Source organism: Pseudomonas nitroreducens, from assembly GCF_014204515.1.
Taxonomy (GTDB): Bacteria; Pseudomonadota; Gammaproteobacteria; order Pseudomonadales; family Pseudomonadaceae; genus Pseudomonas; species Pseudomonas nitritireducens_A.
The window spans coordinates 99,769-125,960 of sequence record NZ_JACHLI010000013.1; the positions used below are offsets into that span (position 1 = coordinate 99,769).

The 26,192-nt window shown below is 64.6% G+C and carries 28 protein-coding genes and 1 tRNA gene; 26 read left to right on the top strand and 3 right to left on the bottom strand.

The features are described 5' to 3' along the window. Positions 1 to 125: 125 nt before the first annotated feature. Positions 126 to 1,250, top strand: coding sequence for an LPS export ABC transporter permease LptF (lptF, locus tag HNP46_RS17315; protein WP_184591174.1), 1,125 nt, complete (start codon positions 126 to 128; stop codon positions 1,248 to 1,250). Beyond that, entirely contained in the window at positions 1,243 to 2,310 is a 1,068-nt protein-coding gene (lptG, locus tag HNP46_RS17320; RefSeq protein ID WP_184591176.1) for an LPS export ABC transporter permease LptG, read from the top strand. The genes lptF and lptG overlap by 8 nt, the downstream gene beginning before the upstream one ends. Positions 2,311 to 2,374: 64 nt before the next feature. Here the strand turns inward: lptG and HNP46_RS17325 are convergent, their stop codons facing one another. Continuing rightward, positions 2,375 to 2,890: an RDD family protein gene (locus HNP46_RS17325; RefSeq protein ID WP_184591178.1), complete on the bottom strand. Its 516-nt coding sequence runs from the start codon at positions 2,888 to 2,890 to the stop codon at positions 2,375 to 2,377. A 194-nt stretch (positions 2,891 to 3,084) separates the two neighbouring features. Here HNP46_RS17325 and HNP46_RS17330 point away from each other — a divergent pair, with 194 nt between their 5' ends. Next, on the top strand, positions 3,085 to 4,635 hold the full coding sequence (locus tag HNP46_RS17330) for an EAL domain-containing protein (protein ID WP_184591180.1): 1,551 nt from the start codon (positions 3,085 to 3,087) through the stop codon (positions 4,633 to 4,635). Positions 4,636 to 4,679: 44 nt separating this feature from the next. Here HNP46_RS17330 and HNP46_RS17335 read toward each other — a convergent pair. After that, a tRNA-Leu gene (locus HNP46_RS17335) sits at positions 4,680 to 4,765 on the bottom strand. A 106-nt stretch (positions 4,766 to 4,871) separates the two neighbouring features. Between HNP46_RS17335 and queA the strand changes: the two genes are divergently transcribed. The 6 genes from queA (at position 4,872) to HNP46_RS17365 (ending at position 10,977) form a co-directional block, all read left to right on the top strand. Further along, a complete protein-coding gene (gene queA / locus HNP46_RS17340) occupies positions 4,872 to 5,915 on the top strand; it encodes a tRNA preQ1(34) S-adenosylmethionine ribosyltransferase-isomerase QueA (protein WP_184591182.1) in 1,044 nt (347 codons plus the stop codon). A gap of 12 nt (positions 5,916 to 5,927) precedes the next feature. Continuing rightward, positions 5,928 to 7,046, top strand: coding sequence for a tRNA guanosine(34) transglycosylase Tgt (gene tgt, locus HNP46_RS17345; protein ID WP_184591329.1), 1,119 nt, complete (start codon positions 5,928 to 5,930; stop codon positions 7,044 to 7,046). 39 nt (positions 7,047 to 7,085) lie between these two features. After that, the gene (yajC, locus tag HNP46_RS17350; RefSeq protein ID WP_184591184.1) at positions 7,086 to 7,427 is read left to right on the top strand and encodes a preprotein translocase subunit YajC; all 342 of its coding nucleotides are present in this window, start codon (positions 7,086 to 7,088) and stop codon (positions 7,425 to 7,427) included. Between the two features lie 64 nt (positions 7,428 to 7,491). Then, positions 7,492 to 9,354 carry a protein translocase subunit SecD gene (gene secD, locus HNP46_RS17355; RefSeq protein ID WP_184591186.1) on the top strand — a complete coding sequence of 621 codons (1,863 nt, stop codon included), beginning with the start codon at positions 7,492 to 7,494 and terminating at the stop codon, positions 9,352 to 9,354. A 10-nt stretch (positions 9,355 to 9,364) separates the two neighbouring features. Further along, on the top strand, positions 9,365 to 10,282 hold the full coding sequence (gene secF, locus HNP46_RS17360) for a protein translocase subunit SecF (RefSeq protein ID WP_184591188.1): 918 nt from the start codon (positions 9,365 to 9,367) through the stop codon (positions 10,280 to 10,282). Between the two features lie 158 nt (positions 10,283 to 10,440). Next, positions 10,441 to 10,977, top strand: coding sequence for a glycine zipper 2TM domain-containing protein (locus HNP46_RS17365; RefSeq protein ID WP_184591190.1), 537 nt, complete (start codon positions 10,441 to 10,443; stop codon positions 10,975 to 10,977). Between the two features lie 216 nt (positions 10,978 to 11,193). On the opposite strand, the gene suhB is transcribed toward HNP46_RS17365, so the two are convergent. Continuing rightward, positions 11,194 to 12,009 (bottom strand): inositol-phosphate phosphatase, encoded by an 816-nt coding sequence (suhB, locus tag HNP46_RS17370; RefSeq protein WP_184591192.1) that lies wholly within the window; start codon positions 12,007 to 12,009, stop codon positions 11,194 to 11,196. Positions 12,010 to 12,155: 146 nt separating this feature from the next. Here suhB and trmJ point away from each other — a divergent pair, with 146 nt between their 5' ends. The 17 genes from trmJ to HNP46_RS17455 all read left to right on the top strand — a co-directional run bounded on the left by trmJ (position 12,156) and on the right by HNP46_RS17455 (position 26,192). After that, positions 12,156 to 12,935 carry a tRNA (cytosine(32)/uridine(32)-2'-O)-methyltransferase TrmJ gene (trmJ, locus tag HNP46_RS17375; RefSeq protein ID WP_184591194.1) on the top strand — a complete coding sequence of 260 codons (780 nt, stop codon included), beginning with the start codon at positions 12,156 to 12,158 and terminating at the stop codon, positions 12,933 to 12,935. Further along, positions 12,928 to 13,707: a serine O-acetyltransferase gene (gene cysE, locus HNP46_RS17380; RefSeq protein WP_184591196.1), complete on the top strand. Its 780-nt coding sequence runs from the start codon at positions 12,928 to 12,930 to the stop codon at positions 13,705 to 13,707. The genes trmJ and cysE overlap by 8 nt, the downstream gene beginning before the upstream one ends. Before the next feature lie 140 nt (positions 13,708 to 13,847). Further along, a complete protein-coding gene (iscR, locus tag HNP46_RS17385; protein WP_088419609.1) occupies positions 13,848 to 14,342 on the top strand; it encodes a Fe-S cluster assembly transcriptional regulator IscR in 495 nt (164 codons plus the stop codon). A 28-nt stretch (positions 14,343 to 14,370) separates the two neighbouring features. Continuing rightward, positions 14,371 to 15,585: an IscS subfamily cysteine desulfurase gene (locus tag HNP46_RS17390; protein ID WP_045210541.1), complete on the top strand. Its 1,215-nt coding sequence runs from the start codon at positions 14,371 to 14,373 to the stop codon at positions 15,583 to 15,585. A 27-nt stretch (positions 15,586 to 15,612) separates the two neighbouring features. After that, positions 15,613 to 15,999 (top strand): Fe-S cluster assembly scaffold IscU, encoded by a 387-nt coding sequence (gene iscU / locus HNP46_RS17395; RefSeq protein WP_184591198.1) that lies wholly within the window; start codon positions 15,613 to 15,615, stop codon positions 15,997 to 15,999. 26 nt (positions 16,000 to 16,025) lie between these two features. Further along, positions 16,026 to 16,349, top strand: a complete 324-nt coding sequence (gene iscA / locus HNP46_RS17400; RefSeq protein ID WP_184591201.1) for an iron-sulfur cluster assembly protein IscA — start codon at positions 16,026 to 16,028, stop codon at positions 16,347 to 16,349. Positions 16,350 to 16,357: 8 nt separating this feature from the next. Next, a complete protein-coding gene (hscB, locus tag HNP46_RS17405; protein ID WP_184591203.1) occupies positions 16,358 to 16,879 on the top strand; it encodes a co-chaperone HscB in 522 nt (173 codons plus the stop codon). A gap of 44 nt (positions 16,880 to 16,923) precedes the next feature. Beyond that, positions 16,924 to 18,783, top strand: coding sequence for a Fe-S protein assembly chaperone HscA (hscA, locus tag HNP46_RS17410; protein ID WP_184591205.1), 1,860 nt, complete (start codon positions 16,924 to 16,926; stop codon positions 18,781 to 18,783). Between the two features lie 6 nt (positions 18,784 to 18,789). Further along, positions 18,790 to 19,128 (top strand): ISC system 2Fe-2S type ferredoxin, encoded by a 339-nt coding sequence (gene fdx / locus HNP46_RS17415; protein WP_184591207.1) that lies wholly within the window; start codon positions 18,790 to 18,792, stop codon positions 19,126 to 19,128. A 14-nt stretch (positions 19,129 to 19,142) separates the two neighbouring features. Next, a complete protein-coding gene (gene iscX, locus HNP46_RS17420; protein ID WP_184591209.1) occupies positions 19,143 to 19,343 on the top strand; it encodes a Fe-S cluster assembly protein IscX in 201 nt (66 codons plus the stop codon). 333 nt (positions 19,344 to 19,676) lie between these two features. After that, positions 19,677 to 20,108 carry a nucleoside-diphosphate kinase gene (gene ndk, locus HNP46_RS17425; protein ID WP_024762960.1) on the top strand — a complete coding sequence of 144 codons (432 nt, stop codon included), beginning with the start codon at positions 19,677 to 19,679 and terminating at the stop codon, positions 20,106 to 20,108. A 27-nt stretch (positions 20,109 to 20,135) separates the two neighbouring features. Next, positions 20,136 to 21,284 (top strand): 23S rRNA (adenine(2503)-C(2))-methyltransferase RlmN, encoded by a 1,149-nt coding sequence (gene rlmN / locus HNP46_RS17430; protein WP_184591211.1) that lies wholly within the window; start codon positions 20,136 to 20,138, stop codon positions 21,282 to 21,284. Between the two features lie 16 nt (positions 21,285 to 21,300). Next, positions 21,301 to 22,059, top strand: coding sequence for a type IV pilus biogenesis/stability protein PilW (pilW, locus tag HNP46_RS17435; protein ID WP_184591213.1), 759 nt, complete (start codon positions 21,301 to 21,303; stop codon positions 22,057 to 22,059). After that, a complete protein-coding gene (locus tag HNP46_RS17440) occupies positions 22,056 to 23,102 on the top strand; it encodes a helix-turn-helix domain-containing protein (protein WP_184591215.1) in 1,047 nt (348 codons plus the stop codon). The genes pilW and HNP46_RS17440 overlap by 4 nt, the downstream gene beginning before the upstream one ends. Position 23,103: 1 nt before the next feature. Further along, on the top strand, positions 23,104 to 24,216 hold the full coding sequence (ispG, locus tag HNP46_RS17445) for a flavodoxin-dependent (E)-4-hydroxy-3-methylbut-2-enyl-diphosphate synthase (protein WP_184591217.1): 1,113 nt from the start codon (positions 23,104 to 23,106) through the stop codon (positions 24,214 to 24,216). Positions 24,217 to 24,234: 18 nt separating this feature from the next. Then, positions 24,235 to 25,524, top strand: coding sequence for a histidine--tRNA ligase (hisS, locus tag HNP46_RS17450; RefSeq protein WP_184591222.1), 1,290 nt, complete (start codon positions 24,235 to 24,237; stop codon positions 25,522 to 25,524). 23 nt (positions 25,525 to 25,547) lie between these two features. Next, entirely contained in the window at positions 25,548 to 26,192 is a 645-nt protein-coding gene (locus HNP46_RS17455; RefSeq protein ID WP_184591226.1) for a YfgM family protein, read from the top strand.

Here is a 26,192-nt window from a genome sequence, read left to right on the forward strand (position 1 = left end):
GCCTGGCGAATCGCAGGATAATGCCGGCTATTTGCGCTGGGTCGCGTCCGCGCGCACCCGGCAATGCTTCACGGCGGCTAGTTTGAGCGTAGCCGCCTGAAAGTGACAACCCTGGAGTGTCCGGTTTGATTGTCTTCCGTTACCTGTCCCGTGAAGTGCTGATCACCATGAGCGCGGTGAGCGCCGTGCTGCTGGTGATCATCATGAGCGGCCGTTTCATCAAGTACCTGGCGCAGGCGGCCCAAGGCCTGCTCGATCCGGGTTCGCTGTTCATGATCATGGGCGTGCGCCTGCCGGGCTTTCTGCAACTGATCCTGCCGCTGGGCCTGTTCCTCGGCATCCTGCTGGCCTATGGCCGGCTGTACCTGGACAGCGAGATGACCGTGCTCACCGCCACCGGCATGAGCCAGCAGCGCCTGCTGGCCATCACCCTGGCGCCGGCGCTGTTCATCGCCCTGCTGGTGGCCTGGCTGAGCTTCTGGCTGGCGCCCCAGGGCATCACCCAGATGCAGCTGCTGCTGAACAAGCAGGACGCCATGACCGAATTCGACACCCTGGCGCCGGGGCGCTTCCAGTCGATGCGCGATGGCACGCGGGTGACCTACACCGAAACCCTGGCCAACGAGCGGACCGAGCTGGGCGGCGTGTTCATTTCCGACAAGAACCGCCCCAGCAATGGCAAGGACGGCGGCACTTCGGTGCTGGTCGGCGCCACCGGCGTGCAGGAAATCCACCCTGACGGCAGCCGCTACCTGATCCTCAAGGACGGCTACCGCTACGACGGTACGCCCGGCCAGGCGGATTACCGCGAGATCAAGTACGACACCTACGGCGTGCTGCTGCCCAAGCCGGAAGTGAGCAGCGAGATCGACGATCGCGACGCCATCCCCACCTCCGACCTGATCGGCAGCAATGACCCGCGCATGCAGTCGGAGCTGCAGTGGCGCATTTCCATCCCGCTGCTGGTATTCGTGGTGACCTTCCTGGCGGTGCCGCTGGCGCGGGTCAACCCGCGCCAGGGCCGTTTCCTCAAGCTGTTGCCGGCCGTGCTGCTGTACATGGCGTACCTGGCGCTGCTGATCGCCGGCCGCGGCATGCTCGACAAGGGCAAGGTGCCCATGGCCCTGGGGCTGTGGTGGATCCACGGGATATTCCTGGCCATCGGCCTGCTGTTGTTGTACTGGGAGCCGCTACGGCTGAAGCTGGCCGCCCGACGGGCCAGATCGGGCGGAGTGCTGAAGCATGCGTAAGCTGGATCGTTACATCGGTACCACCGTCTTCGTGTCCATTCTCGCCGTGCTCGGGGTCATCCTCGGGCTCGCCGAGCTGTTCGCCTTCGTCGACCAGCTGGGGCAGATCAGCGACACCTACACCCTGGGCGAGGCGCTCAAGTTCGTCCTGCTGACCGCCCCCAGCCGCGGCTACGACATGCTGCCGATGGCCGCGCTGATCGGCTGCCTGGTGGGCCTGGGGACCCTGGCCAGCAACAGCGAGCTGACCATCATGCGCGCGGCCGGGGTGTCCCTGCAGCGCATCGTCTGGGCGGTGATGAAACCGATGCTGGTGCTGATGTGCGTCGGCATCCTGATCGGCGAGTACGTCGTGCCGGTGACCGAAACCATGGCCCAGAGCGGCCGTGCCCTGGCCCAGAGCGGCAATGGCTCGCAGAGCTCCAAGTCGGGCCTGTGGCACCGTCAGGGCCACGAGTTCATCCACATCAACGTGGTGCGTCCGGATGGCGTGCTGCTGGGCGTGACCCGCTACGACTTCGACGACAACCGTCGCCTGCAGACCGCCAGCTTCGCGCGCCAGGCGGTATTCCAGGACGGCCAGTGGGTGCTCCAGGATGTGACGACCACCGTGCTGCACAGTGCCGAAAAGCGCAGTGAAGTGGTCACTCAGGCCAGTGAAGCGTGGAATATCCAGCTCACCCCGCAACTGCTCAACACCGTGGTGATGGAGCCGGATGCCCTGTCGATCACCGGCCTGTGGAGCTACATCCATTACCTGCAGGAACAGGGCCTGAGCTCCAACCGCTACTGGCTGGCGTTCTGGACCAAGATCCTGCAGCCGCTGGTGACCGCCGCCCTGGTGCTGATGGCGATCTCCTTCATCTTCGGTCCGCTGCGCAGCGTGACCCTCGGCCAGCGGGTGTTCACCGGCGTGCTGGTGGGCTTCACCTTCCGCATCGCCCAGGACCTGCTCGGCCCGTCCAGTCAGGTGTTCAACTTCCCGCCGCTGCTGGCGGTGGTGGTGCCGGCGGCGATCTGTGCGGTGCTCGGCATGCTGTTGTTGCGCAGGGCGGGCTGACCGCGCTGTGGCGACAACGAAAAAGCCGGCGATCGCCGGCTTTTTCGTGTCTGGAGACTGGTGCTCAGCGGCGCCCCTGGGCCGCCTTGCGCACGTCCTTGGGAATCTGGATGACCACGCTTTCCGAGTAGCGGTCCTGCCAGGTGCGCTTGTCCTTGTCCCAGAGCATCCAGAGGAAGCCCAGGCCCAGGCAGGCCCAGGAGCCGATGGCGATGACGAAGCGCAGCAGCGCCTGCATCAGGCTGATCGGCGAACCATTGGCGTTCTGCACGCGGATGCCCCAGACCTGCATGCCCAGGGTCTGGCCGTTGTGGGTCCAGAACTTGGCGAAGAAGGCGAACACGCTGACGAACAGCAGGCTCGACAGCAGCGGATCGCCGATCAGCCCGCCCTGGTCGGCCAGCTGACGCAGCTTCTCGCTGCCATAGATCAGACGCAGCAGCCCCTGCTGGTAAGCCAGGGTGACCACCATCATCAGCGCCACGCAGAGCAGGAAGTCGTAGAACATCGCGGCGAAACGGCGGATGAGCGTGGCGGGCGGGAAGCTTCCCGCGGGCTGGAGCTGCTGCGGCTTGGGCATGGGCATCTTCTGTGACGGTCGGTTTCTGTGACGGGCGTTTTCGGAGACGAACGGAGCGATGGGGCGGGGATTATACGGATTCCGTACTTCGGGCGTGCCCCGCCGGCGGCTGTTCTAAGCTGAGGAGGCCGGCTGCCCATGGGGGGAGTGGCAATGCGTCGCAGCTCGCGGCGCCCGTCGAGCAAGGAACAAGGATGCCGCTACGCAGTTATACCCGACGCCGGCTGCTGCCTCGCCTGGTGTTTTCGCTTTCCATGGCCTTGTTGCCGATGGTGCTGGGCAACGTCCTGATCTATTGGCAGACCTTGCGCAGCCTTTCTGCTGAAGCCCAGACGGCCGCCGCCGAGGCGGTACGCCTGTTCGACGTGATGCTGGGCAACGCTACCGGTGCCGCGCGGGTGGCGCTGCTGCATACCGACTCGAGCTGCGATCATGCGACGCTGGTGCTGCGCGAGCAGGTCGCGGTGGTGCCGTTCGTCCGCTCGGTCAATCTGACCCGCGACGACAACATCTATTGCACTTCGCTGTTCGGCGGCTTCGCTGCGCGGCTGGAGCCTGACCTCTACGTCGCGGGCGAGTTGCGCATGATGGCGGGAAACGAGGTGACGCCGGATTCCGCCCTGTTGATCCTGCGGCGGGTCGAGGGGCGCTATGCCGCGCTGGCCACGGTGGACGGACGCTACCTGAGCAACACCCTGCAATTGGTCGACCAGCGCAGCGACCTGCAGTTGCAGGTCGGCCGGCAATGGATGGATGAAGAGGGGCGGGTCTTCGAGGGGGAGCCGGCGCCCCTGCCGTTGGGGCATGTCGAACTGGCTTCGGAGCGCTATCCCTACCAGGTGATCGGCGGCTTCCCGGCTGGCGCGCAATGGCAACACATTCGCGAGGACTCGCTGCCGCTGGTGGCTTTGATGCTTGCGCTGGGTGGGGTTTCCGGCGTGGTCTGTTTCTGGCTATGGGGTCGCTCGGCCACGCCGAGCCTGGAACTGGAACGCGCGATGATGGCAGGAGAGTTCGTCCCCTATCTGCAGCCGCTGGTGGATGCCAGGGACGGTCACTGGATCGGCGCCGAAGTGCTGATGCGCTGGATCCATCCGCGCGAAGGCATGGTCGGCCCGGACCTGTTCATCCCCCTGGCCGAGCGCTCCGGGCTGATCGTGCCGATGACCCGGGATCTCATGCAGCAGGTGGCGGATGCCCTGGCGCCGCACGGACAGCTGCTGGGAGAGGGGTTCCACCTGGGCTTCAACATCAGCGCATCGCACTGCAGCGATCCGACCCTGCTGGACGATTGCCGCGATTTCAAGTCGCGCTTCCTGCCCCATCGGCCGGAGCTGACCCTGGAGTTGACCGAGCGCGAGCTGATCGCCTCTAGCGAGGTGACCGACGAGTTGTTCGACAACCTGCATGCCCAGGGCATCTACCTGGCCATCGATGACTTCGGTACCGGCAATTCGAGCCTCGCCTACCTGCACCGCTTCAAGGTGGACGCGCTGAAGATCGACAAGAGCTTCGTGGCGATGATCGGTGTCGATGCCCTGTCCCTGCACATCCTCGACAGCATCGTCGAACTCTGCGGCAAGCTGGAGCTGCGGATCGTCGCCGAGGGGGTGGAGACGCAGGAGCAGTGGGACTACCTGGCGCAGCGTGGGGTGGATGTGCTGCAGGGCTACCTGTTCGGCAAGCCGATGGCGCTGGCGGCCTTCATCGAGGCCCTGGTGGCCAGAAACGAAAAAGCCCGCTGAGCAGCGGGCTTTCAAGTGGTGTCCTTCCGAAAGAAGAAGAAGGATGGTGCCCCGGGAGAGACTCGAACTCTCACTCTGTCGCCAGAAACGGATTTTGAATCCGCCGCGTCTACCATTCCGCCACCGAGGCAATGGCGCGGCAGTATAGGGAGAGGCTCTGCGCCGGTCAATCGGCTCGAATGGTCAGAAATGGGCATTTCCAGTAAGATGTGCGCCCCTTCGAGATAGCTCCTTCCATGCGCGTCGCTGACTTTCATTTCGATCTGCCCGAGGCGCTGATTGCCCGCCACCCGCTCGCGGAACGCCGCTCCAGCCGTCTGCTGGTGCTGGATGGCCCAAGCGGCGAGCTCAGCCATCGGCAATTCGCTGACATCCTCGGCTTCCTCAAGCCGGGTGACCTGATGGTGTTCAACAACACCCGGGTGATTCCTGCCCGCCTGTTCGGCCAGAAGGCTTCCGGCGGCAAGCTGGAAATCCTCGTGGAACGCGTGCTGGACAGCCACCGCGTACTGGCCCATGTGCGTTCGAGCAAGTCGCCCAAGCCGGGATCGAAGATCCTCATCGATGGCGGTGGCGAGGCCGAGATGCTGCAGCGCCACGATGCGCTGTTCGAGCTGGGCTTCAGCGAGGAAGTGCTGCCGCTGCTCGAGCGCGTCGGCCACATGCCGCTGCCGCCCTATATCGACCGGCCGGACGAAGACGCCGACCGCGAGCGCTACCAGACCGTCTACGCCGAGCGTGCCGGCGCCGTTGCCGCGCCGACCGCCGGCCTGCACTTCGACGAGGCGCTGCTGGAGTCGATCCGCGCCAAGGGCGTGGAGACCGCCTTCGTCACCCTGCACGTGGGCGCCGGCACCTTCCAGCCGGTACGCGTGGAGCGCATCGAAGACCACCACATGCACAACGAATGGCTGGAAGTCAGCCAGGACGTGGTCGACGCCGTGGCCGCCTGCAAGGCGCGCGGTGGTCGGGTGGTCGCCGTCGGCACCACCAGCGTGCGCTCGCTGGAAAGCGCCGCCCGCGATGGCGTGCTCAAGCCGTTCAGTGGCGACACCGACATCTTCATCTTCCCCGGGCGGCCGTTCCACGTGGTCGACGCCCTGGTGACCAACTTCCACCTGCCCGAATCCACGCTGCTGATGCTGGTTTCGGCCTTCGCCGGCTACCCGGAGACCATGGCCGCCTACGCGGCCGCGGTGGAGCAGGGCTATCGCTTCTTCAGCTACGGCGACGCCATGTTCATCACCCGCAATCCGGCACCGCGCGGCCCCGAGGACTGATCCATGAGCTTCATGACATTCGAACTGCTGGCCACCGAAGGCAAGGCCCGTCGCGGCCGCCTGACCTTCCCTCGCGGCGTGGTGGAAACCCCGGCGTTCATGCCGGTGGGCACCTACGGCACCGTCAAGGGCATGCTCCCGCACGACATCGAGGGCATCGGCGCGCAGATCATCCTCGGCAACACCTTCCACCTGTGGCTGCGTCCGGGCACCGAAGTGATCCAGAAGCACGGCGACCTGCATGGCTTCATGCAGTGGAAAGGGCCGATCCTCACCGACTCCGGCGGTTTTCAGGTGTTCAGCCTGGGCGCGCTGCGCAAGATCAAGGAGGAGGGCGTGTACTTCGCCTCGCCGGTGGATGGCGCCAAGGTCTTCATGGGCCCGGAAGAGTCCATGGCCGTGCAGCGCGCGCTGGGTTCGGACATCGTGATGATCTTCGACGAATGCACGCCGTACCCGGCCGAGTTCGACGTGGCCAAGCGTTCCATGGAGCTGTCGCTGCGCTGGGCCAAGCGCTCGAAAGCCGCCCACGGTGACAGCCCGTCGGCGCTGTTCGGCATCGTCCAGGGCGGCATGCACGAAGAGCTGCGCATGCGCTCGCTCGAAGGCCTGCAGGAAATCGGCTTCGACGGCCTGGCCATCGGCGGCCTGTCGGTGGGCGAGCCCAAGGAAGAGATGATCCGCGTGCTGGACTTCCTGCCCCAGCACATGCCGGCTGACAAACCTCGTTACCTGATGGGTGTGGGCAAACCCGAGGACCTCGTGGAAGGTGTGCGCCGGGGCGTCGACATGTTCGACTGCGTCATGCCCACCCGCAATGCGCGCAATGGCCACCTTTTCGTTGACACCGGGGTGATCAAGATCCGCAACGCGGTGCACAAGCACGACGAGTCTCCGCTTGACCCGAGCTGCGATTGCTACACCTGCAAGCACTTCTCCCGCGCCTACCTCTACCACCTGGACAAGTGCGGCGAAATGCTCGGCAGCATGCTCAATACCATCCACAACTTGCGGCATTATCAGCGGCTTATGGCTGGTTTGCGCGAGGCAATCCAACAGGGTACATTGGCGAACTTTGTCGACGCCTTCTACGCCAAGCGCGGCCTACCCGTGCCGCCGCTGGCGGACTGACCTCATCCTTTCGAAAAAGCTTTGTGACAGGAGTTACCCATGAGTTTTCTGATCCCCGCTGCCTTCGCTGACACCGCGGCACCCGCTGCTGCTGCCGGTCCGGCCGGCACCGGCTTCGAGTGGATTTTCCTGGTCGGTTTCCTGGTCATCTTCTACCTGATGATCTGGCGTCCCCAGGCCAAGCGCTCGAAAGAGCACAAGAACCTGCTGTCCGGCCTGCAGAAGGGCGATGAAGTCGTCACTTCCGCCGGTATCGCCGGCAAGGTGACCAAGGTGGCTGATGACTTCGTCGTCGTCGAGGTTTCCGACAACGTCGAGCTGAAGTTCCAGAAGGCCGCGATCGCCGCCACCCTGCCGAAAGGCACCCTGAAGGCGATCTGATCCACCCCATAGAAACCCAACCGACGGGGCGCAAGATGCGCCCCGCGTCATAACGGGCGGTGTCATGCTCAACAAGTATCCCCTGTGGAAGTATCTGCTGATCCTGGCGGTCCTGGCCGTCGGTTTCATCTATTCCGCACCCAACCTCTATCCGGACGATCCGGCCGTCCAGATCAGCGGCGCGAGCACCGCGCTGCAGATTACCCAGGCCGACGTCGACAAGGCCGGCAAGGCGCTGACCGACGCGGGCATCGCCGTGAAGGCCGGCTCGCTGGGCAAGAACAGCGGCCTGATCCGTCTGGTGAAACAGGAAGACCAGCTGCCGGCCAAGGACATCGTTCGCCGCGCGCTGGGTGACGACTACGTGGTCGCCCTGAACCTGGCCCAGACCACGCCGAACTGGCTGCGCAACATCGCCGCCCACCCGATGAAGCTGGGTCTGGACCTGTCCGGTGGTGTGCACTTCCTGCTGGAAGTGGACATGGACAAGGCCGTCGATGCGCGCATGAAGGTCTACGAAAGCGAGATCAAGAGCGCGCTGCGTAAAGAGCGCGTGCGCTACCGCAGCCTGCCGGTGCAGGACAGCGGCATCCAGCTGGGCTTCACCGAAGAGGCCGACCTGGACAAGTCCAAGGCGATCATCGCCAAGGACTACCGCGATTTCGAGGTCAACCAGAGCGAGCGCAACGGCATGCAGGTCCTGCGCCTGACCATGACCGCGACCAAGCTGGCGGAAATCCGCGAATACTCGATCAAGCAGAACCTCACCACCGTCCGCAACCGCGTGAACGAGCTGGGCGTTTCCGAACCGCTGGTACAGCGCCAGGGCGCCAACCGCATCGTCGTCGAGCTGCCGGGCGTGCAGGACACCGCCGAAGCCAAGCGCATCCTCGGCAAGACCGCCAACCTGGAGTTCCGCCTGGCCGCCGAGCCGGACGCGCTCAAGTCCACCACCGAAACCCTCGAGTTCCGTGAGCCGCGCCGTCCGCCGGCGATGCTGGAACGTGGCGTGATCATCACCGGCGACCAGGTCACCGACGCCAGCGCCAGCTTCGACGAGAACGGCCGCCCGCAGGTGAACATCCGTCTGGATGGCCACGGTGGCGAGCTGATGAACCGTGCGACCCGCAACAACGTCGGCCGCAGCATGGCCGTGGTGTTCATCGAGCAGAAGCCGATCACCCGCTACGCCAAGCAGGTGGTTGACGGCGTCGAGCAGGAAGTCGCGGTTCCGGCGTTCAAGGAAGAGAAGCAGATCATCAGCCTGGCGACCATCCAGTCGCCGCTGGGCAACCAGTTCCGCATCACCGGCCTGGATGCTCCGGGCGAATCCTCGGAGCTGGCCCTGCTGCTGCGCGCCGGTGGTCTCGCCGCGCCGATGTACTTCGCCGAAGAACGCACCATCGGCCCGAGCCTGGGCGCGGACAACATCGCCAAGGGTATCGACGCCTCCCTCTGGGGCATGGTCTTCGTGTCCCTGTTCATCATCGTCATCTACCGCTTCTTCGGCGTGATCGCCACCGTCGCCCTGGCCTTCAACATGGTCATGCTGGTGGCGCTGATGTCGATCCTCGGTGCGACCCTGACCCTGCCGGGTATCGCGGGTATCGTGCTGACCATGGGCATGGCGGTGGACGCCAACGTGCTGATCTTCTCCCGAATAAGGGAAGAGCTGGCATCCGGCATGTCGACCCAGCGGGCGATCCACGAAGGCTTCAACCGCGCCTTCACCGCGATCATCGACGCCAACCTGACCTCGCTGCTGGTCGGCGGCATCCTCTACGCCATGGGCACCGGCCCGGTGAAGGGCTTCGCCGTGACCATGTCCCTGGGCATTCTCACCTCGATGTTCACCGCCATCATGGTCACCCGCGCAATGGTGAACCTGATCTACGGCGGTCGCGACGTGAAGAAGCTGTGGATCTAAGGGGCCAGAGATGAATATCAAGATCGGTACTATCAACTTCATGGGCGTGCGCAACATTGCGTTCGCCGCCACCCTGATCCTGACCCTGATCGCCCTCGGCAGCTGGTTCGTCAAGGGCATCAACTTCGGCCTCGACTTCACCGGCGGTACGTCGATCAAGCTGAGCTACGAGCAGCCCGCGGACCTCTCCAAGGTCCGTGAGCAACTGGTCGCCGCCGGCTACCACGAAGCCGTGGTGCAGAGCTTCGGTGATACCAAGGACGTGCTGGTGCGTATGCCCAGCGAAGACCCGGAGTTGGGCAAGAAGGTCGCCGCTGCACTGCAGAAGGCTGACACTTCCAACCCGGCCAAGGTCAACGGCGTCGAGTACGTCGGCCCGCAGGTGGGTGAAGAGTTGCGCGACCAGGGCGGCCTCGGCATGCTCCTGGCGCTGGGCGGGATCCTGCTGTACGTCGGCTTCCGCTTCCAGTGGAAGTTCGCCCTCGGGGCGATCCTCTCGCTGATCCACGACGCCATCATCGTGATGGGCGTGCTGTCGTTCTTCCAGATCACCTTCGACCTCACCGTGCTCGCCGCGGTACTGGCGGTGGTGGGCTACTCGCTGAACGACACCATCGTGATCTTCGACCGGGTGCGCGAGAACTTCCGCGTGCTGCGCAAGGCCAGCCTGATCGACAACATCAACATCTCGACCAGCCAGACCCTGCTGCGGACCATCGCTACCTCGGTATCGACCCTGCTGGCGATCGCCGCGCTGCTGTTCTTCGGTGGCGACAACCTGTTCGGCTTCTCCATCGCCCTGTTCGTCGGCGTGATGGCGGGTACCTACTCGTCGATCTACATCGCCAACGTGGTGCTGATCTGGCTGAACCTGTCCAGCGAGGACCTGATTCCTCCGCCGAGCAAGGAAGCCGACGAGCGCCCGTAATAGAGCGTTTTCGGCCTTCGGCAGAGACTCCCGCTTCGGCGGGAGTTTTTGTTTGTGGGTTTTGTCCTGCTTGATTGTTGGAACTTTCTTACAAATGAGTTGCTCCAAGGCAGGGTAAAGGGCAATGCCCGAATGAGAAGAAAGACCAGGAGATTCATATGAACAAGTCGTTGCTAATCGGTGCTGTGCTGGGCGCTGTAGGCGTGACTGCCGGTGGTGCCGTGGCTACCTACAGCTTGGTGGATCGCGCGCCCGCGTATGCCGAAGTGCTCGCGGTTCAGCCGGTCAAGGAAACCATCAAGAATCCGCGCCAGGTCTGCAAGGACGTGGCGGTGACCCATCAGCGTCCGGTCAAGGACCAGCATCAGATTGCCGGTACCGCGATCGGCGCCATCGCCGGCGGCCTGCTGGGCAACCAGATCGGCGGCGGCAACGGCAAGAAGATCGCTACCGTGGCCGGTGCCATCGGCGGCGGTTATGCCGGCAACAAGGTGCAGGAAGGCATGCAGGAGCGTGACACCTACACCACCACCGAAACCCGTTGCAGCACCGTCAACGACACCAGCGAGAAGGTGGTCGGCTATGACGTGAAGTACCTGCTCGATGGCAAGGCCGGCCAGGTCCGCATGGACCGCGATCCGGGCTCGCAGATTCCGGTCGACAAGAGCGGCCGACTGATCCTGGGTCAGCAATAAGCAGTCGCCAGGTGTGGAACGAAGAAGGCGCCCGATGGGCGCCTTTTTCTTTTACCGGCGTTTGACTGTGGGCGTAGGAGCGGACTCTGTCCGCGATGGTTTGAGATAGGGTGCGGGCCTATCGCGGACAGAGTCCGCTCCTACGCAATGCCGCCGCACTGACGGAGGGCACAAAAAAGCCCGGCAATACCGGGCTTTTTGCATCGCAGCTCAGGCTCAGCGCTTGAGCGAAGCCGGCAGGTGCGGCTGGATGCTGGTCAGCAGCGCCTTGAAGCACTTGGTGTTGCCGGCAACGATCTGGCCCTTTTCGAGGAACTCGTGGCCGCCGGTGAAATCGCTGACCAGACCGCCTGCTTCCTGGATCAGCAGGGCGCCTGCGGCCATGTCCCACTCGGACAGGCCGAATTCCCAGAAGGCGTCATAACGGCCGGCGGCGACGTAGGCCAGGTCCAGGCTGGCGGCGCCGGCGCGGCGGATGCCGGCGGTCTGGCCGACCAGGCTGCGGAACATGCCCAGGTAGGCGTCCAGGTTGTCCATCTGGCTGTCGCGGAACGGGAAGCCGGTACCGAGCAGGGCGCCTTCCAGGCTCTTGCGGTTGCTGACGCGCAGGCGGCGACCGTTCAGTGCAGCGCCACGACCACGGCTGGCGGTGAATTCTTCCTGGCGGACCGGGTCGAGGACCACGGCGTGCTCGAGGCGACCGCGGTATTTGCAGGCGATGCTGACGGCGTAGTGCGGAACGCCGTGGATGAAGTTGGTGGTGCCATCCAGCGGGTCGATGATCCACTGGTAGTCGGCGCCTTCGCCGCTGCCTTCCAGGACGCCGCCTTCCTCGCCCACGATGCCGTGGTTCGGGTAGGCCTTGCGCAGGGCGGTGACGATGCTGAGTTCGGCCGCGCGGTCGACCTCGGTGACGTAATCCTTGGCTTCTTTCTCGTTGACCGACAGGGTATCCAGGCGTTCGATGGAGCGGAAGATCAGTTCACCGGCGCTGCGAGCGGCGCGCAGGGCGATATTCAGCATAGGCTGCATGGAGAGGTCACCTGGGTCGTTAAAGAAAGCCGAACATTCTAGCAGAAAGCCATGGAGTTCATAGAGCGACCTGTCGCCTGCGTGGCGCAAGACCCACTGCTGCGGTAGGATTCCCTCCCTTTTTCGCTTTTCTGTGGAGTCGCGCGTTGCTCGACAAAATTCGCGTGGTGCTGGTCAACACCAGCCATCCCGGCAATATCGGCGGTACGGCCCGTGCGATGAAGAACATGGGCCTGTCGCGCCTGGTGCTGGTCGATCCGATGGATTTCCCCAGCGGCGAGGCGAGCGCCCGCGCTTCCGGCGCCGATGACATTCTCGACGCGGCCGTGGTCGTGCCCACCCTGGAAGATGCCCTGGCCGGCTGCAGCCTGGTGCTCGGTACCAGTGCGCGCGATCGTCGCATCCCCTGGCCGCTGCTCGATCCCCGCGAGTGCGCCACCACCAGCCTGGAACACGTCCAGCAGGGTGGCGAGGTCGCGCTGGTATTCGGTCGTGAATATGCCGGCCTGACCAACGAAGAGCTGCAGCGCTGTCAGTTCCACGTGCACATCCCGGCCAATCCCGAGTTCAGCTCGCTGAACCTGGCCACGGCGGTGCAGGTGCTGGTCTACGAGGTGCGCATGGCCTGGCTGGCCGTTCAGGGACAGCCGACCAAGCAGGAGAAGGTCGAGGCCACTGCGATGCTCAATAGCGTGCCGGTGACCTCTGACGAGCTGGAGCGCTTCTATGCCCACCTCGAATCGACCCTGGTGGACATCCAGTTCCTCGACCCGCAGAAGCCGCGCCACCTGATGTCGCGCCTGCGCCGCCTGTATGGCCGCAGCGGCGTCAGCAAGCTGGAGATGAATATCCTGCGGGGCATTCTCACCGAGACCCAGAAAGCTGCCCGCGGGGAGCTTGCCAAGCGGAGTGATGACGATGTTTGAGCGTGTCCGCGAAGACATTCAGAGCGTTTTCCATCGAGACCCGGCAGCGCGCAACGCCTTCGAGGTGCTGACCTGCTACCCGGGCCTGCACGCCGTCTGGCTGCATCGCCTGGCCCACGGCCTGTGGACCTCCGGCTGGAAGTGGCTGGCACGCATGGTGTCCAACTTCGGCCGCTGGATGACCGGCATCGAGATCCACCCCGGCGCGAAGATCGGCCGGCGGTTCTTCATCGACCACGGCCTGGGCATCGTCATCGGCGAGACCGCCGAGATCGGCGATGACGTGACCATCTACCAGGGCGTGACCCTGGGTGGCACCAGCTGGAACAAGGGCAAGCGCCACCCGACCCTGGCCGACGGCGTGGTGGTGGGGGCGGGCGCCAAGGTGCTCGGCCCGTTCACCGTCGGCGCCGGCGCCAAGGTCGGCTCGAATGCCGTGGTGACCAAGGAGGTACCGCCAGGGGCCACCGTCGTGGGTATTCCGGGGCGCATCATCGCCAAGGATGACGCGGATCAGGCGGCCAAGCGCCAGGCGATGGCAGAAAAGCTCGGCTTCGATGCCTACGGCGTCAGCCAGGACATGCCCGACCCGGTGGCCCGCGCCATCGGCCAGTTGCTCGATCACCTGCAGGCGGTCGATGGCCGCCTGGAAGGCATGTGCCAGGCGCTGACAGCTCTGGGTAGCGATTACTGTGCGAAAGACCTTCCGGTGCTGCGGGAAGAGGACTTCGCCGGTGTGAAAGACCCGGAGAGCAGCCAGTCGGCGCAGTGATGCGCCGACGCCAGCATTGCTGCTAGAATACTGCGCCGCTCGCTGGCTAAATCCGACTAAAGTAATAGGTCTTATAGTTGACTTAAATAGTCGGAAAAGAGCATACTTCCGCCATACCAGCGATTCTTCCGGATGTTCCCATGCGATTGACCACCAAAGGCCGCTATGCCGTCACCGCCATGCTCGATCTGGCGTTGCACGCCCAGCGTGGCCCGGTTTCTCTCGCTGATATCTCCGAGCGCCAGGGTATCTCCCTGTCCTACCTGGAACAGCTGTTCGCCAAGTTGCGCCGTGGCAACCTGGTGGTCAGCGTACGCGGTCCGGGTGGCGGTTATCAGCTGTCCCGCGACATGACCGGCATCCACGTTGCCCAGGTGATCGATGCGGTCAACGAGTCGGTCGACGCCACCCGCTGCCAGGGCCAGGGTGACTGCCACTCCGGCGATACCTGCCTGACCCACCACCTGTGGTGCGACCTCAGCCAGCAGATTCACGAGTTCCTCAGCGGCATCAGCCTGGCCGACCTGGTCGAGCGCCGCGAAGTTCAAGAGGTCGCCCAGCGCCAGGACGAGCGTCGCTGCTCGGGCAGCAAGCCGCTGCGCCTCGACAAGATTGAAGCGTCCGCCATCGACTGAGCGAACGCCCGCCTGTAGGAGTTACCTGATGAGATTGCCGATTTACCTCGACTACTCCGCCACCACCCCGGTGGATCCGCGTGTCGCTCAGAAAATGGCCGACTGCCTGCTGGTTGACGGCAATTTCGGCAACCCGGCCTCGCGTTCCCACCTCTTCGGCTGGAAGGCCGAGGAAGCGGCCGAGAACGCCCGCCGCCAGGTCGCCGAACTGGTCAATGCCGACCCCCGCGAGATCGTCTGGACTTCCGGTGCCACCGAGTCCGACAACCTGGCCGTGAAGGGCGTTGCGCACTTCTACGCGACCAAGGGCAAGCACATCATCACCTCGAAGATCGAGCACAAGGCGGTCCTGGATACCTGCCGCCAGCTGGAGCGCGAAGGCTTCGAAGTGACCTACCTGGAACCGACTCCCGAGGGCATCATCACCCCGGCGATGGTCGAGGCCGCCCTGCGTGACGACACCATCCTGGTTTCGGTCATGCATGTGAACAACGAAGTCGGCAGCATCAACGACATCGCCGCCATCGGCGAGCTGACCCGTGCCCGCGGTATCCTGCTGCACGTCGACGCTGCGCAGTCGGCCGGCAAGGTGGACATCGACCTGGAGAAACTCAAGGTCGACCTGATGTCCTTCTCCGCCCACAAGGTCTACGGCCCCAAAGGCATGGGCGCGCTGTACGTGCGCCGCAAGCCGCGCGTGCGCCTGGAAGCCCAGATGCACGGTGGCGGCCACGAGCGCGGCATGCGTTCGGGTACCCTGGCGACCCACCAGATCGTCGGCATGGGCGAAGCCTTCCGCATCGCCAAGGAAGAAATGCACCAGGAAATGGCTCGCATCGAAGGCCTGCGCAAGCGCTTCTTCGATCAGGTGCAGGACCTGGAAGAGCTGTACCTCAACGGCAGCCCGACTTCCTACGCGCCGAACATCCTCAACGTCAGCTTCAACTACGTCGAAGGCGAGTCGCTGATGATGTCGCTCAAGGATCTGGCCGTTTCCTCCGGTTCCGCCTGCACCTCGGCCTCGCTGGAGCCGTCCTACGTGCTCCGCGCCCTAGGTCGCAACGACGAACTGGCGCACAGCTCCATCCGTTTCAGCTTCGGCCGCTTCACCACCGAAGAAGAAGTCGATTACGCCGCCAAGAAGGTGGTGGAAGCCGTTTCCAAGCTGCGTGAGCTTTCGCCGCTGTGGGATATGTTCAAAGAGGGTGTCGACCTGTCCAAGGTCGAATGGCAGGCCCACTGACCCGCCCCGAAGAAGTGAGGATTAGCCATGGCTTACAGTGACAAGGTCATCGACCACTACGAAAACCCGCGCAACGTCGGCAAGATGAATGCCGAAGACCCGGACGTCGGCACCGGCATGGTCGGTGCGCCGGCCTGCGGCGACGTGATGCGCCTGCAGATCAAGGTCAACGAGCAGGGCGTCATCGAAGACGCCAAGTTCAAGACCTACGGCTGCGGTTCGGCCATCGCCTCCAGCTCCCTCGCCACCGAGTGGATGAAGGGCAAGACCCTGGACGAAGCCGAATCCATCAAGAACACCACCATCGCCGAAGAACTGGCCCTGCCGCCGGTGAAGATCCACTGCTCGGTACTCGCCGAGGACGCCATCAAGGCGGCCGTGCGCGACTACAAGCAGAAGAAAGGTCTGCTCTGAAGCGATTCGTTGAGTAAGGAGTTCCCATGGCCATCAGCATGACCGAAGCCGCCGCCAACCACGTTCGCCGCTCCCTCGACGGGCGCGGCAAGGGCGAGGGCATCCGTCTTGGCGTGCGTACCACCGGGTGTTCCGGGCTGGCCTACGTGCTGGAGTTCGTCGACGAACTGGCAGCCGAGGACCAGGTCTTCGAGAGCCACGGCGTGAAGGTCATCATCGACCCGAAAAGCCTGGTCTACCTCGACGGCACCGAGTTGGACTTCACCAAGGAAGGCCTCAACGAGGGCTTCAAGTTCAACAACCCGAACGTGCGCGGTGAGTGTGGCTGCGGCGAAAGCTTCAACGTCTGAGGCTGGGTGTGGGTAGTCCCTGTCACTTCGCGCTGTTCGACCTGCAGCCGGGCTTCCGGATCGATCTGGAAGCCCTCGGCAACCGCTATCGTGAGCTGGTGCGAACCGTCCACCCGGATCGCTTCGCCGACGCCTCCGAGCGCGAGCAGCGGCTGGCGCAGGCCAAGGCCGCCGAACTCAACGATGCCTACCAGACGCTGAAGAGCGTTCCGCGTCGCGCCCTGTACCTGCTGGCCCTGCGCGGCGATGCACTGCCGCTGGAAGCCACGGTGCAGGACCCGGAGTTCCTCCTGCAGCAGATGCAGCTGCGCGAGGACCTCGAAGACCTGCAGGACAGCGCCGATCTTGACGGCGTGGCGCAGTTCAAGCGCCAGCTGAAGTCCGCCCAGCAGCAGCTGGACGATGACTTCGCTGACTGCTGGGATGACGCCGCGCAGCGTGAACGGGCCGAGCGCCTGGTGCGTCGCATGCAGTTCCTCGACAAGCTGGCGCAGGAAGTGCGGCAGCTGGAAGAGCGACTCGACGATTAATCCGCGTGGCTGCTGCCGCGCCCGATAGCCTGATTAGAAACCGCATGGCCCTACTGCAGATCGCCGAGCCCGGACAGACTCCCCAGCCACACCAGCGTCGCCTGGCGGTGGGGATCGACCTGGGTACCACGAATTCCCTCGTCGCTGCCGTACGCAGCGGCGTTGCAGCACCCTTGCCGGATGAGCGCGGCGAAGTGATCCTGCCCTCGGCGGTGCGCTACCTCGCCGACCGCATCGAGGTGGGCGAGAGCGTTCGCGCCAATGCCTCGCAGGACCCGCTGAACTCCATCATCTCGGTCAAGCGCTTCATGGGTCGCGGCCTGGAAGATGTGAAGCAACTGGGCGGCCAGTTGCCGTACCGCTTCACCCAGGGTGAGTCGCACATGCCCTTCATCGAGACCGTCCAGGGCGCCAAGAGCCCGGTGGAAGTCTCGGCAGAAATCCTCCGTGTCCTGCGCCAGCGCGCCGAATCCACCCTGGGTGGCGAGCTGGTCGGCGCGGTGATTACCGTTCCCGCCTATTTCGACGACGCCCAGCGCCAGGCCACCAAGGACGCCGCGCGTCTGGCCGGCCTGCATGTGCTGCGTCTGCTCAACGAGCCGACCGCCGCTGCCGTGGCCTACGGCCTGGACAAGGACGCCGAAGGCCTGGTCGCCATCTATGACCTGGGCGGCGGCACCTTCGACATTTCCATCCTGCGCCTGACCCGTGGCGTCTTCGAGGTCCTGGCCACCGGCGGCGATACGGCCCTGGGCGGCGATGATTTCGACCACGCCATCGCCGGCTGGATCATCGAGCAGGCCGGTATTTCGGCTGACCTCGATCCGGGTGCTCAGCGCCGCCTGCTGCAGACCGCCTGCGCGGCCAAGGAAGCCCTGACCGACAGCGCCAGCGTTGCCGTTGCCTACGACAGCTGGACCGGCGAGCTGACTCGCGCGCAGCTGGAGGCCCTGATCGATCCGCTGATCCAGCGCAGCCTCAAGTCCTGCCGCCGTGCGGTGCGCGATTCCGGCGTCGAGCTGGAAGAAGTCAGCGCCGTGGTCATGGTGGGCGGTTCCACCCGCGTGCCGCGCGTGCGCGAGCTGGTGGGCGAGCTGTTCGGTCGCGAGCCGCTGACCGATATCGACCCGGACCAGGTGGTCGCCATCGGCGCCGCGATCCAGGCCGATGCCCTGGCCGGCAACAAGCGCGGCGAAGAGCTGCTGCTGCTGGACGTGATTCCCCTGTCGCTCGGCCTGGAAACCATGGGCGGGCTGATGGAGAAGGTGATTCCGCGCAATACCACGATCCCGGTGGCGCGCGCCCAGGAGTTCACCACCTACAAGGATGGCCAGACGGCCATGATGATCCATGTGCTGCAAGGCGAGCGTGAGCTGGTCAAGGACTGCCGGTCCCTGGCGCGCTTCGAACTGCGCGGCATTCCGCCGATGGTGGCGGGCGCGGCGAAGATCCGTGTCAGCTTCCAGGTCGACGCCGACGGGCTGCTGGGCGTGTCCGCCCGCGAGCTGTCCTCGGGTGTCGAGGCGAGCATTCAGGTCAAGCCGTCCTACGGCCTGACCGATGGCGAGATCGCCCGCATGCTGCAGGACTCCTTCCAGTATGCCGGCGACGACATGGCTGCCCGTACGCTGCGCGAGCAGCAGGTCGAGGCCCAGCGCCTGCTGGAAGCCGTGCAGTCGGCGCTGGACGCCGACGGCGAGCGCCTGCTCGACGCTGACGAGCGCGTGGTCATCGATGCCGGCATGGACTCGCTGCGCGAACTGGCTGCCAGCAGCGACGCCGCGGCCATCGAACTTCAGATCAAGCGTCTGTCCCAGCTGACCGACGCCTTTGCCGCGCGCCGTATGGACGCCACCGTCAAAGCCGCACTGGCCGGTCGCCGGCTCAACGAAATCGAGGAATAAGCGAAGATGCCGCAGATTGTCTTTCTGCCCCACGCCGAACACTGCCCCGAAGGCGCGGTGATCGAAGCCCAGCCGGGCGAAACCATCATGAAGGCGGCGCTGCGCAACGGCATCGAGATCGAACACGCCTGCGAGATGTCCTGTGCCTGCACTACCTGCCACGTGGTCGTGCGCAAGGGCTTCAACTCCATGGAAGCCTCCGACGAGCTGGAAGACGACATGCTGGACAAGGCCTGGGGCCTGGAGCCGGATTCGCGCCTGTCCTGCCAGGCGGTAGTGGGCGACACGGACCTGGTGGTGGAAATCCCGAAATACACCATCAACCAGGTGTCCGAAGGTCACTGAGGCGGAGCGTCGACATGAGTCTGAAATGGGTTGATGTGCTCGAAATCGCCATCCAGCTGACCGAAACCAAGCCGGACGTGGACCCGCGCTACGTGAACTTCGTCGATCTGCACCGCTGGGTGCTGGCATTGCCGGAGTTCAGCGACGATCCTTCCCGTGGCGGGGAGAAGGTCCTGGAGGCCATCCAGGCTGCCTGGATCGAAGAAGCGGAATAAAAGCGGCTACAGGCCAAGAGCGGCTGTAGGCTACAGGCGGCAGGCTACAGGTCGGAGCGGCTGTTGTTTTTGCCTGCCGCCTGTGGCCTGCCGTCTGCAGCCGCCCTTATGCTTTTCCCCGAACCCGCGTATAATTCGCGGGTTTTATCTTTAGGTGAGCTGTCGAAAATTTCCCCGAGGGAATTTTCCAGTCGCCGGCCCTGTCGCAGTCGGGCCGGTTTCGCGGCCTTCGCCCCACGGGCGCGGCGCGCGGCAAACCCTAGAATCGCAGGAGCTCCTGGCCACGCCAGGGGCTTCTTGGCATTACCAACCTTGCTTTTCGGAGTTATTTCCATGGCCCTGCAACGTACCTTCTCCATCATCAAGCCCGACGCCGTTTCCAAGAACGTCATCGGCGAAATCCTGACCCGCTTCGAGAAAGCCGGCCTGCGCGTTGTCGCTTCGAAGATGGTTCAGCTGTCCGAGCGCGAAGCTGGCGGTTTCTACGCCGAGCACAAAGAGCGTCCCTTCTTCAAGGACCTGGTTTCCTTCATGACCTCCGGCCCGGTCGTCGTTCAGGTTCTGGAAGGCGAAGACGCCATCCTGCGCAACCGTGAGCTGATGGGCGCCACCGATCCGAAGAAAGCCGACGCTGGCACCATCCGCGCCGACTTCGCCGTTTCCATCGACGAGAACGCCGTACACGGTTCCGACTCGGAAGCTTCCGCTGCTCGTGAAATCGCTTACTTCTTCTCCAGCACCGAGGTGTGCGAGCGCATTCGCTGATCCAGGCGAATGAGCGAGGGTGAATCCATGACTAATACCGCTGTAAAGGCCAACCTGCTGGGCATGACCAAGCCCCAGCTCGAGGAATTCTTCGAGTCCATCGGTGAAAAGCGCTTCCGCGCCGGCCAGGTAATGCAATGGATTCACCACTTTGGCGCTCTCGAGTTCAGCGCCATGACGAACGTCGGCAAGGCCTTGCGCGAAAAGCTCGAGGCCGTTGCCGAAATTCGTCCCCCGGAGATCGTCAGCCAGGACATTTCCGCTGACGGTACCCGCAAGTGGGTGGTGCGCGTGGCTTCGGGCAGTTGCGTCGAGACCGTGTACATTCCCCAGGGCGGCCGCGGCACCCTGTGCGTGTCGTCCCAGGCCGGCTGTGCGCTGGACTGCAGTTTCTGCTCCACCGGCAAGCAAGGCTTCAACAGCGACCTGACCAGCGCCGAGATCATCGGCCAGGTGTGGATCGCCAACCAGTCGTTCGGGACCATCCCGGGCAAGATCGACCGTGCCATCACCAACGTGGTGATGATGGGCATGGGCGAGCCGCTGCTGAACTTCGACAACGTCGTGAGCGCCATGAGCATCATGATGGAAGACCTCGGCTACGGTATTTCCAAGCGCAAGGTGACCCTGTCCACCTCCGGCGTGGTGCCGATGATCGACAAGCTCGCCGAGGTCACCGACGTGTCCCTGGCCCTGTCGCTGCACGCGCCCAACGACGAACTGCGCAACAAGCTGGTGCCGATCAACAAGAAGTACCCGCTCGCCATGCTGCTCGACTCCTGCTACCGCTACATCACGCGCCTGGGCAAGGAGCGCGTGCTGACCGTGGAGTACACCCTGCTGGCCGGCGTCAACGATCAGCCCGAGCATGCTGAGCAGATGATCGCACTGCTCAAGGATTTCCCTTGCAAGATCAACCTGATTCCGTTTAATCCGTTCCCGCATTCGGGTTACGAGCGGCCGAGCAACAATGCCATCCGCCGTTTCCAGGACATGCTGCACAAGAGCGGCTTCAACGTGACCGTTCGTACCACCCGCGGCGACGACATCGACGCCGCCTGTGGTCAGCTGGTGGGCCAGGTGATGGACCGCACCCGCCGCAGCGAGCGCTATATTGCCGTACGTCAGCTGGCCGCCGATGCCGACCAGGCCGTGCCCGCTGCCAACCGAAACTGAACTAGGGAGGATTCCGATGACCCTGCGCGCCGCGCTGTTCTTACTGTTGGCAACCGTGCTGACGGGTTGCGTGACGACCGGTAAACAGGATCCTCTGAAAACCGAGAAGGGCCGGGACGAGGCGCGCGACGCCTACATCCAGCTCGGCATCGGTTACCTGCAGATGGGCAATACCGAGCAGGCCAAGATCCCGCTGCGCCAGGCGCTCGACCTGGACTCCTCCAGCGCCGATGCCCACGCCGCCCTGGCCGTGGTCTACCAGACCGAGATGGAGCCCAAGCTCGCCGAGAGCGAGTACCGCAAGGCGCTGTCCTCGCGCTCGGGCGATGCGCGCATCCTGAACAACTACGCGAGCTTCCTGTTCGAGCAGAAGCGCTATCAGGAAGCCTACGACACCTACATGAAGGCCACCGAAGACGGCCTCTACTCCGAGCGCTCGCGCATCTTCGAGAACCTCGGCCTGGTGAGCATGAAGCTCAACCAGCGCGCCAAGGCCAAGGAGTTCTTCGAGAAGGCCGTGCGTTTGAATCGCGGTTCGCCGGTGGCGCTGATCGAGCTGGCCGACCTGAACTACCAGGATCGCGAGTACGTGCCGTCGCGCGCCTTCTACGAGGAATATCTCAAGCAGGGCCCGCAGACCGCGCGCAGCCTGTTGCTGGGGATTCGACTGGCGAAGATCTTCGACGACCGGGATACCGCGGCGAGTTTCGGCCTGCAGCTGAAGCGCCTGTATCCCGCTTCTCCTGAATACCAGGCATACCAGGCGGATAAATGATGAATACGTCGCAGTCCGATGTCATCGGCACGACCCGCGCCAACCCTGGCGAAACGCTGCGCCAGGCGCGCGAGAACAAGGGCTGGAGCACCGCGCAGGTCGCCGGCCAGCTGAACCTGACCGAGAACGCATTGCGTCAGCTGGAACAGGGTTCGTTCGATCAGTTGCCCGGCCACACCTTCGCCCGTGGCTACGTCCGCGCCTACGCCAAGTTGCTGGGCATGGACCAGGCGCAGATGGTCACCGCTTTCGACCAGTACACCGGTACCGACGCCAGCGGCAGCAATGTCCACAGTCTGGGCCGCGTGGTCGAGCCGGTGCGTCTGTCGCGCAACCTGCTGCGCCTGTTCAGCCTGGTGCTGCTGGCCGTGCTGATCGGCTTCGGCTACTTCTGGTGGCAGGAGCGCGCCTCGCGCCCGGCCGAGACCGGCAGCCTGAACATGGAGCACGTCGAGGTCGAGAGCGCCGACGGCACCACGGAAATCCACACCCTCGACGAGCCCGAGGACCTGGCGGCGAACCAGGAGCAGGGCAATGCACCGAGCGTTCCCGCTGGCGACAGCGGCGAGCCCCAGGCACCGGCAGAGGGCGAGCCCGGCGTGGCAGCCAATCCCGACGCCGCCCCGGCACCGGTTGCTCCGGCACCCACCGAGAGCGCTCCGGCCCAGGTTGCACCGGCCCAGGTTGCAGCGGGCAGCGCCCAGCAGCCGGCTGCTGCCGCGCCTACCGCGCCAGCAGCGCCGACGGCTCCGGTCGAGGCAGCGCCCGTGGCGCCGGCCGCACCGGTCGTGGCCGCTGCCGGCCAGGGGGTGGTCAAGGTTCAATTCAGCGCCGATTGCTGGACCCAGGTGACCGATGCCGATGGCAAGGTCGTGCTGGAAGGTCTCAAGCGCAAGGGTGATTCGCTGGAAGTCGCCGCCAAGGCGCCGGTCCAGCTGCGCCTGGGCTTCGCCCAGGGCGCCCAGGTCAGCTACAACGGCCAGCCGGTCGAAGTCACGCCGGCGCGCGGTGGTACCGCACGCCTGAAGTTGGGTGGACAGTAAGATGCATTGCGAGTCTCCGATCAAACGTCGCCTGTCCCGCAAGATCTGGGTGGGTAACGTGCCGGTGGGTGGGGATGCCCCCATCGCCGTGCAGAGCATGACCAACACCGACACCCTGGACGTGGCCGCCACCGTGGCGCAGATCCGCCGTCTGGAAGATGCCGGCGCGGACATCGTCCGCGTCTCGGTCCCTGACATGGACGCCGCCGAGGCGTTCGGCAGGATCAAGCAGCAGGTGAAGGTGCCGCTGGTCGCCGATATCCACTTCGACTACAAGATCGCCCTGCGCGTCGCCGAACTGGGCGTCGACTGCCTGCGCATCAATCCGGGCAACATCGGTCGCGAAGACCGCGTGAAGGCCGTGGTGGATGCCGCACGTGACAAGAACATCCCGATCCGCATCGGCGTCAACGCCGGTTCGCTGGAGAAGGACCTGCAGAAGAAATACGGCGAACCGACCCCCGAAGCGCTGCTGGAATCGGCCATGCGCCACGTCGACCACCTGCAGCGTCTGGACTTCCAGAACTTCAAGGTCAGCGTGAAGGCCTCCGACGTGTTCATGGCTGTCGCCGCGTACCGCCTGCTGGCCAAAGAGATCGAGCAACCCCTGCACCTGGGCATCACCGAAGCCGGTGGCCTGCGTTCGGGCACCGTGAAGTCCGCAGTCGGCTTAGGCATGCTGCTCGCCGAAGGCATCGGCGACACCATCCGCATCTCCCTGGCCGCCGACCCGGTGGAAGAGATCAAGGTCGGCTTCGACATCCTCAAGTCGCTGCGCCTGCGCTCCCGTGGCATCAACTTCATCGCCTGCCCGAGCTGCTCGCGGCAGAACTTCGATGTGGTGAAGACCATGAACGAGCTGGAAGGCCGCCTGGAAGACCTGCTGGTGCCGCTGGACGTCGCCGTGATCGGTTGCGTGGTCAACGGCCCGGGCGAAGCCAAGGAGGCGCACATCGGCCTCACCGGCGGCTCCCCGAGCAACCTGATCTACATCGACGGCAAGCCGGCGCAGAAGCTGCAGAACGATAACCTGGTGGATGAGCTGGAACGGCTGATCCGCGAAAAAGCGGCCGAGAAGGCCGAGGCCGACGCCGCACTGATCGTGCGCGGCTGACCGCAACAAGGACCCTAAGTGAGCAAGTCCCTGCAAGCCATCCGTGGCATGAACGACATCCTGCCGGAGCAGACCCCGGCCTGGCGCTATCTGGAACGCACCTTCGCCGGTCTGCTGGACGGTTATGGCTACAGCGAGATCCGCCTGCCGATCCTCGAGTTCACCGAGCTCTTCGCCCGCGGCATCGGCGAAGGCACCGACGTGGTCGACAAGGAGATGTACACCTTCCTCGACCGCAACGGCGAATCCCTGACCATGCGTCCGGAAGGCACCGCGGGTTGCGTGCGCGCCGTGCTGGAGCATGGCCTGTCGGGCGGCGGCCAGGTGCAGAAGCTGTGGTACACCGGCCCGATGTTCCGCTACGAAAAGCCGCAGAAAGGCCGCTACCGCCAGTTCCACCAGATCGGCGTGGAAGTCTTCAACCTGCCCGGTCCGGACATCGACGCCGAGCTGATCATCCTCACCTGGCGCCTGTGGCAGAAGCTGGGCATGGCCGACGCCGTGACCCTGCAGCTCAACACCCTGGGCTCCAGCGAAGCGCGCGCGCGTTATCGCGATGACTTGGTGGCCTACCTGCAGGACCGCTTCGACCAGCTCGACGAAGACAGCCAGCGCCGCATGACCACCAACCCGCTGCGCATCCTCGACAGCAAGGTAGAGGCTACCCAGGCCCTGCTGGTCGGTGCGCCGAGCCTGCACGACTACCTGGACGAAGAGTCGCTCGCCCACTTCGAGGGCCTGAAGGCCCGCCTGGACGCGGTCGGCCTGCGCTACGAGATCAACCAGAAGCTGGTGCGCGGCCTGGACTACTACTGCCGCACCGCTTTCGAATGGGTCACCGACAAGCTCGGCGCCCAGGGCACCGTCTGCGGCGGGGGCCGCTATGACGGCCTGGTCAGCCAGTTCGGCGGCAAGCCGACGCCGGGCGTGGGCTTCGCCATGGGCGTGGAGCGCCTGGTGCTGCTGCTGGAAACCCTGGGTGTGGTGCCTGCCGAGCTGAATCGCCCGGCCGACCTCTACGTCTGCGCCTTCGGCGAGACCGCCGAGCTGGCCGCGCTGACCCTGGCCGAGCAGCTGCGCGAGGCCATTCCGGGCATTCGCCTGCTGGTCAACGCCGGCGCCGGCAGCTTCAAGAGCCAGTTCAAGAAGGCCGACAAGAGTGGCGCACAATTCGCCATGATTCTGGGTGACGACGAAGTGGCCAACCGCGTGGTAGGTTTCAAACCCCTGCGTGGCGAGGGCGAACAACAGAATATCGCCTGGGATGCTCTGCCCGAGCACCTGGCTGCCTGCCTCCAGCAGGCCTGAATCGAGCGGATAGGAGTATTGGGGTGAGTAACCGTACCGAAGAAGAACAGATCGCTGACATCAAGGACTGGTGGCAGCGTAACGGCATGCCCCTGCTGACCGGCGCCGCTCTGGCGCTGATCGTGGTGTTCGGCTGGCAGGCCTGGAAAAAGTACCAGACCAACCAGTCCCAGGGCGCTTCCATCATTTACCAGGCCCTGCTGGAGACCGCGCTGAACCCGACCGGCCAGCCCGATACCGCGAAAGTGGCCGAGCTCGCCGGCAAGCTGACCAGCGAATACGGTGGCACCCCGTACGCCCAGTACGGCCGCCTGTTCGTCGCCAAGGTGGCGGTGGACAGCGGCAAGCTGGACGATGCCGCCCTCGAACTCAAGGCCGTGGTCGACAAGCCGGTGGACGCCACCCTCGGCGAGCTGGCCCGTCAGCGCCTGGCCCGTGTCCTGGCTGCCCAGGGCAAGGCCGAGGACGGCCTGAAGCTGCTCGACGGCAATGTCGACAAGGCCTACGTCGCCACCCGCGAAGAACTGCGCGGCGACCTGCTGCTGCAGCTCAAGCGCAATGACGACGCCCGCGTCGCCTACGAGAAGGCCAAGGCTGCCCTGCCGGAAGATGCCGCCGTAGGCGCCCTGCAGATGAAACTCGACGACCTGGCCAAGGGAGACGCCTGA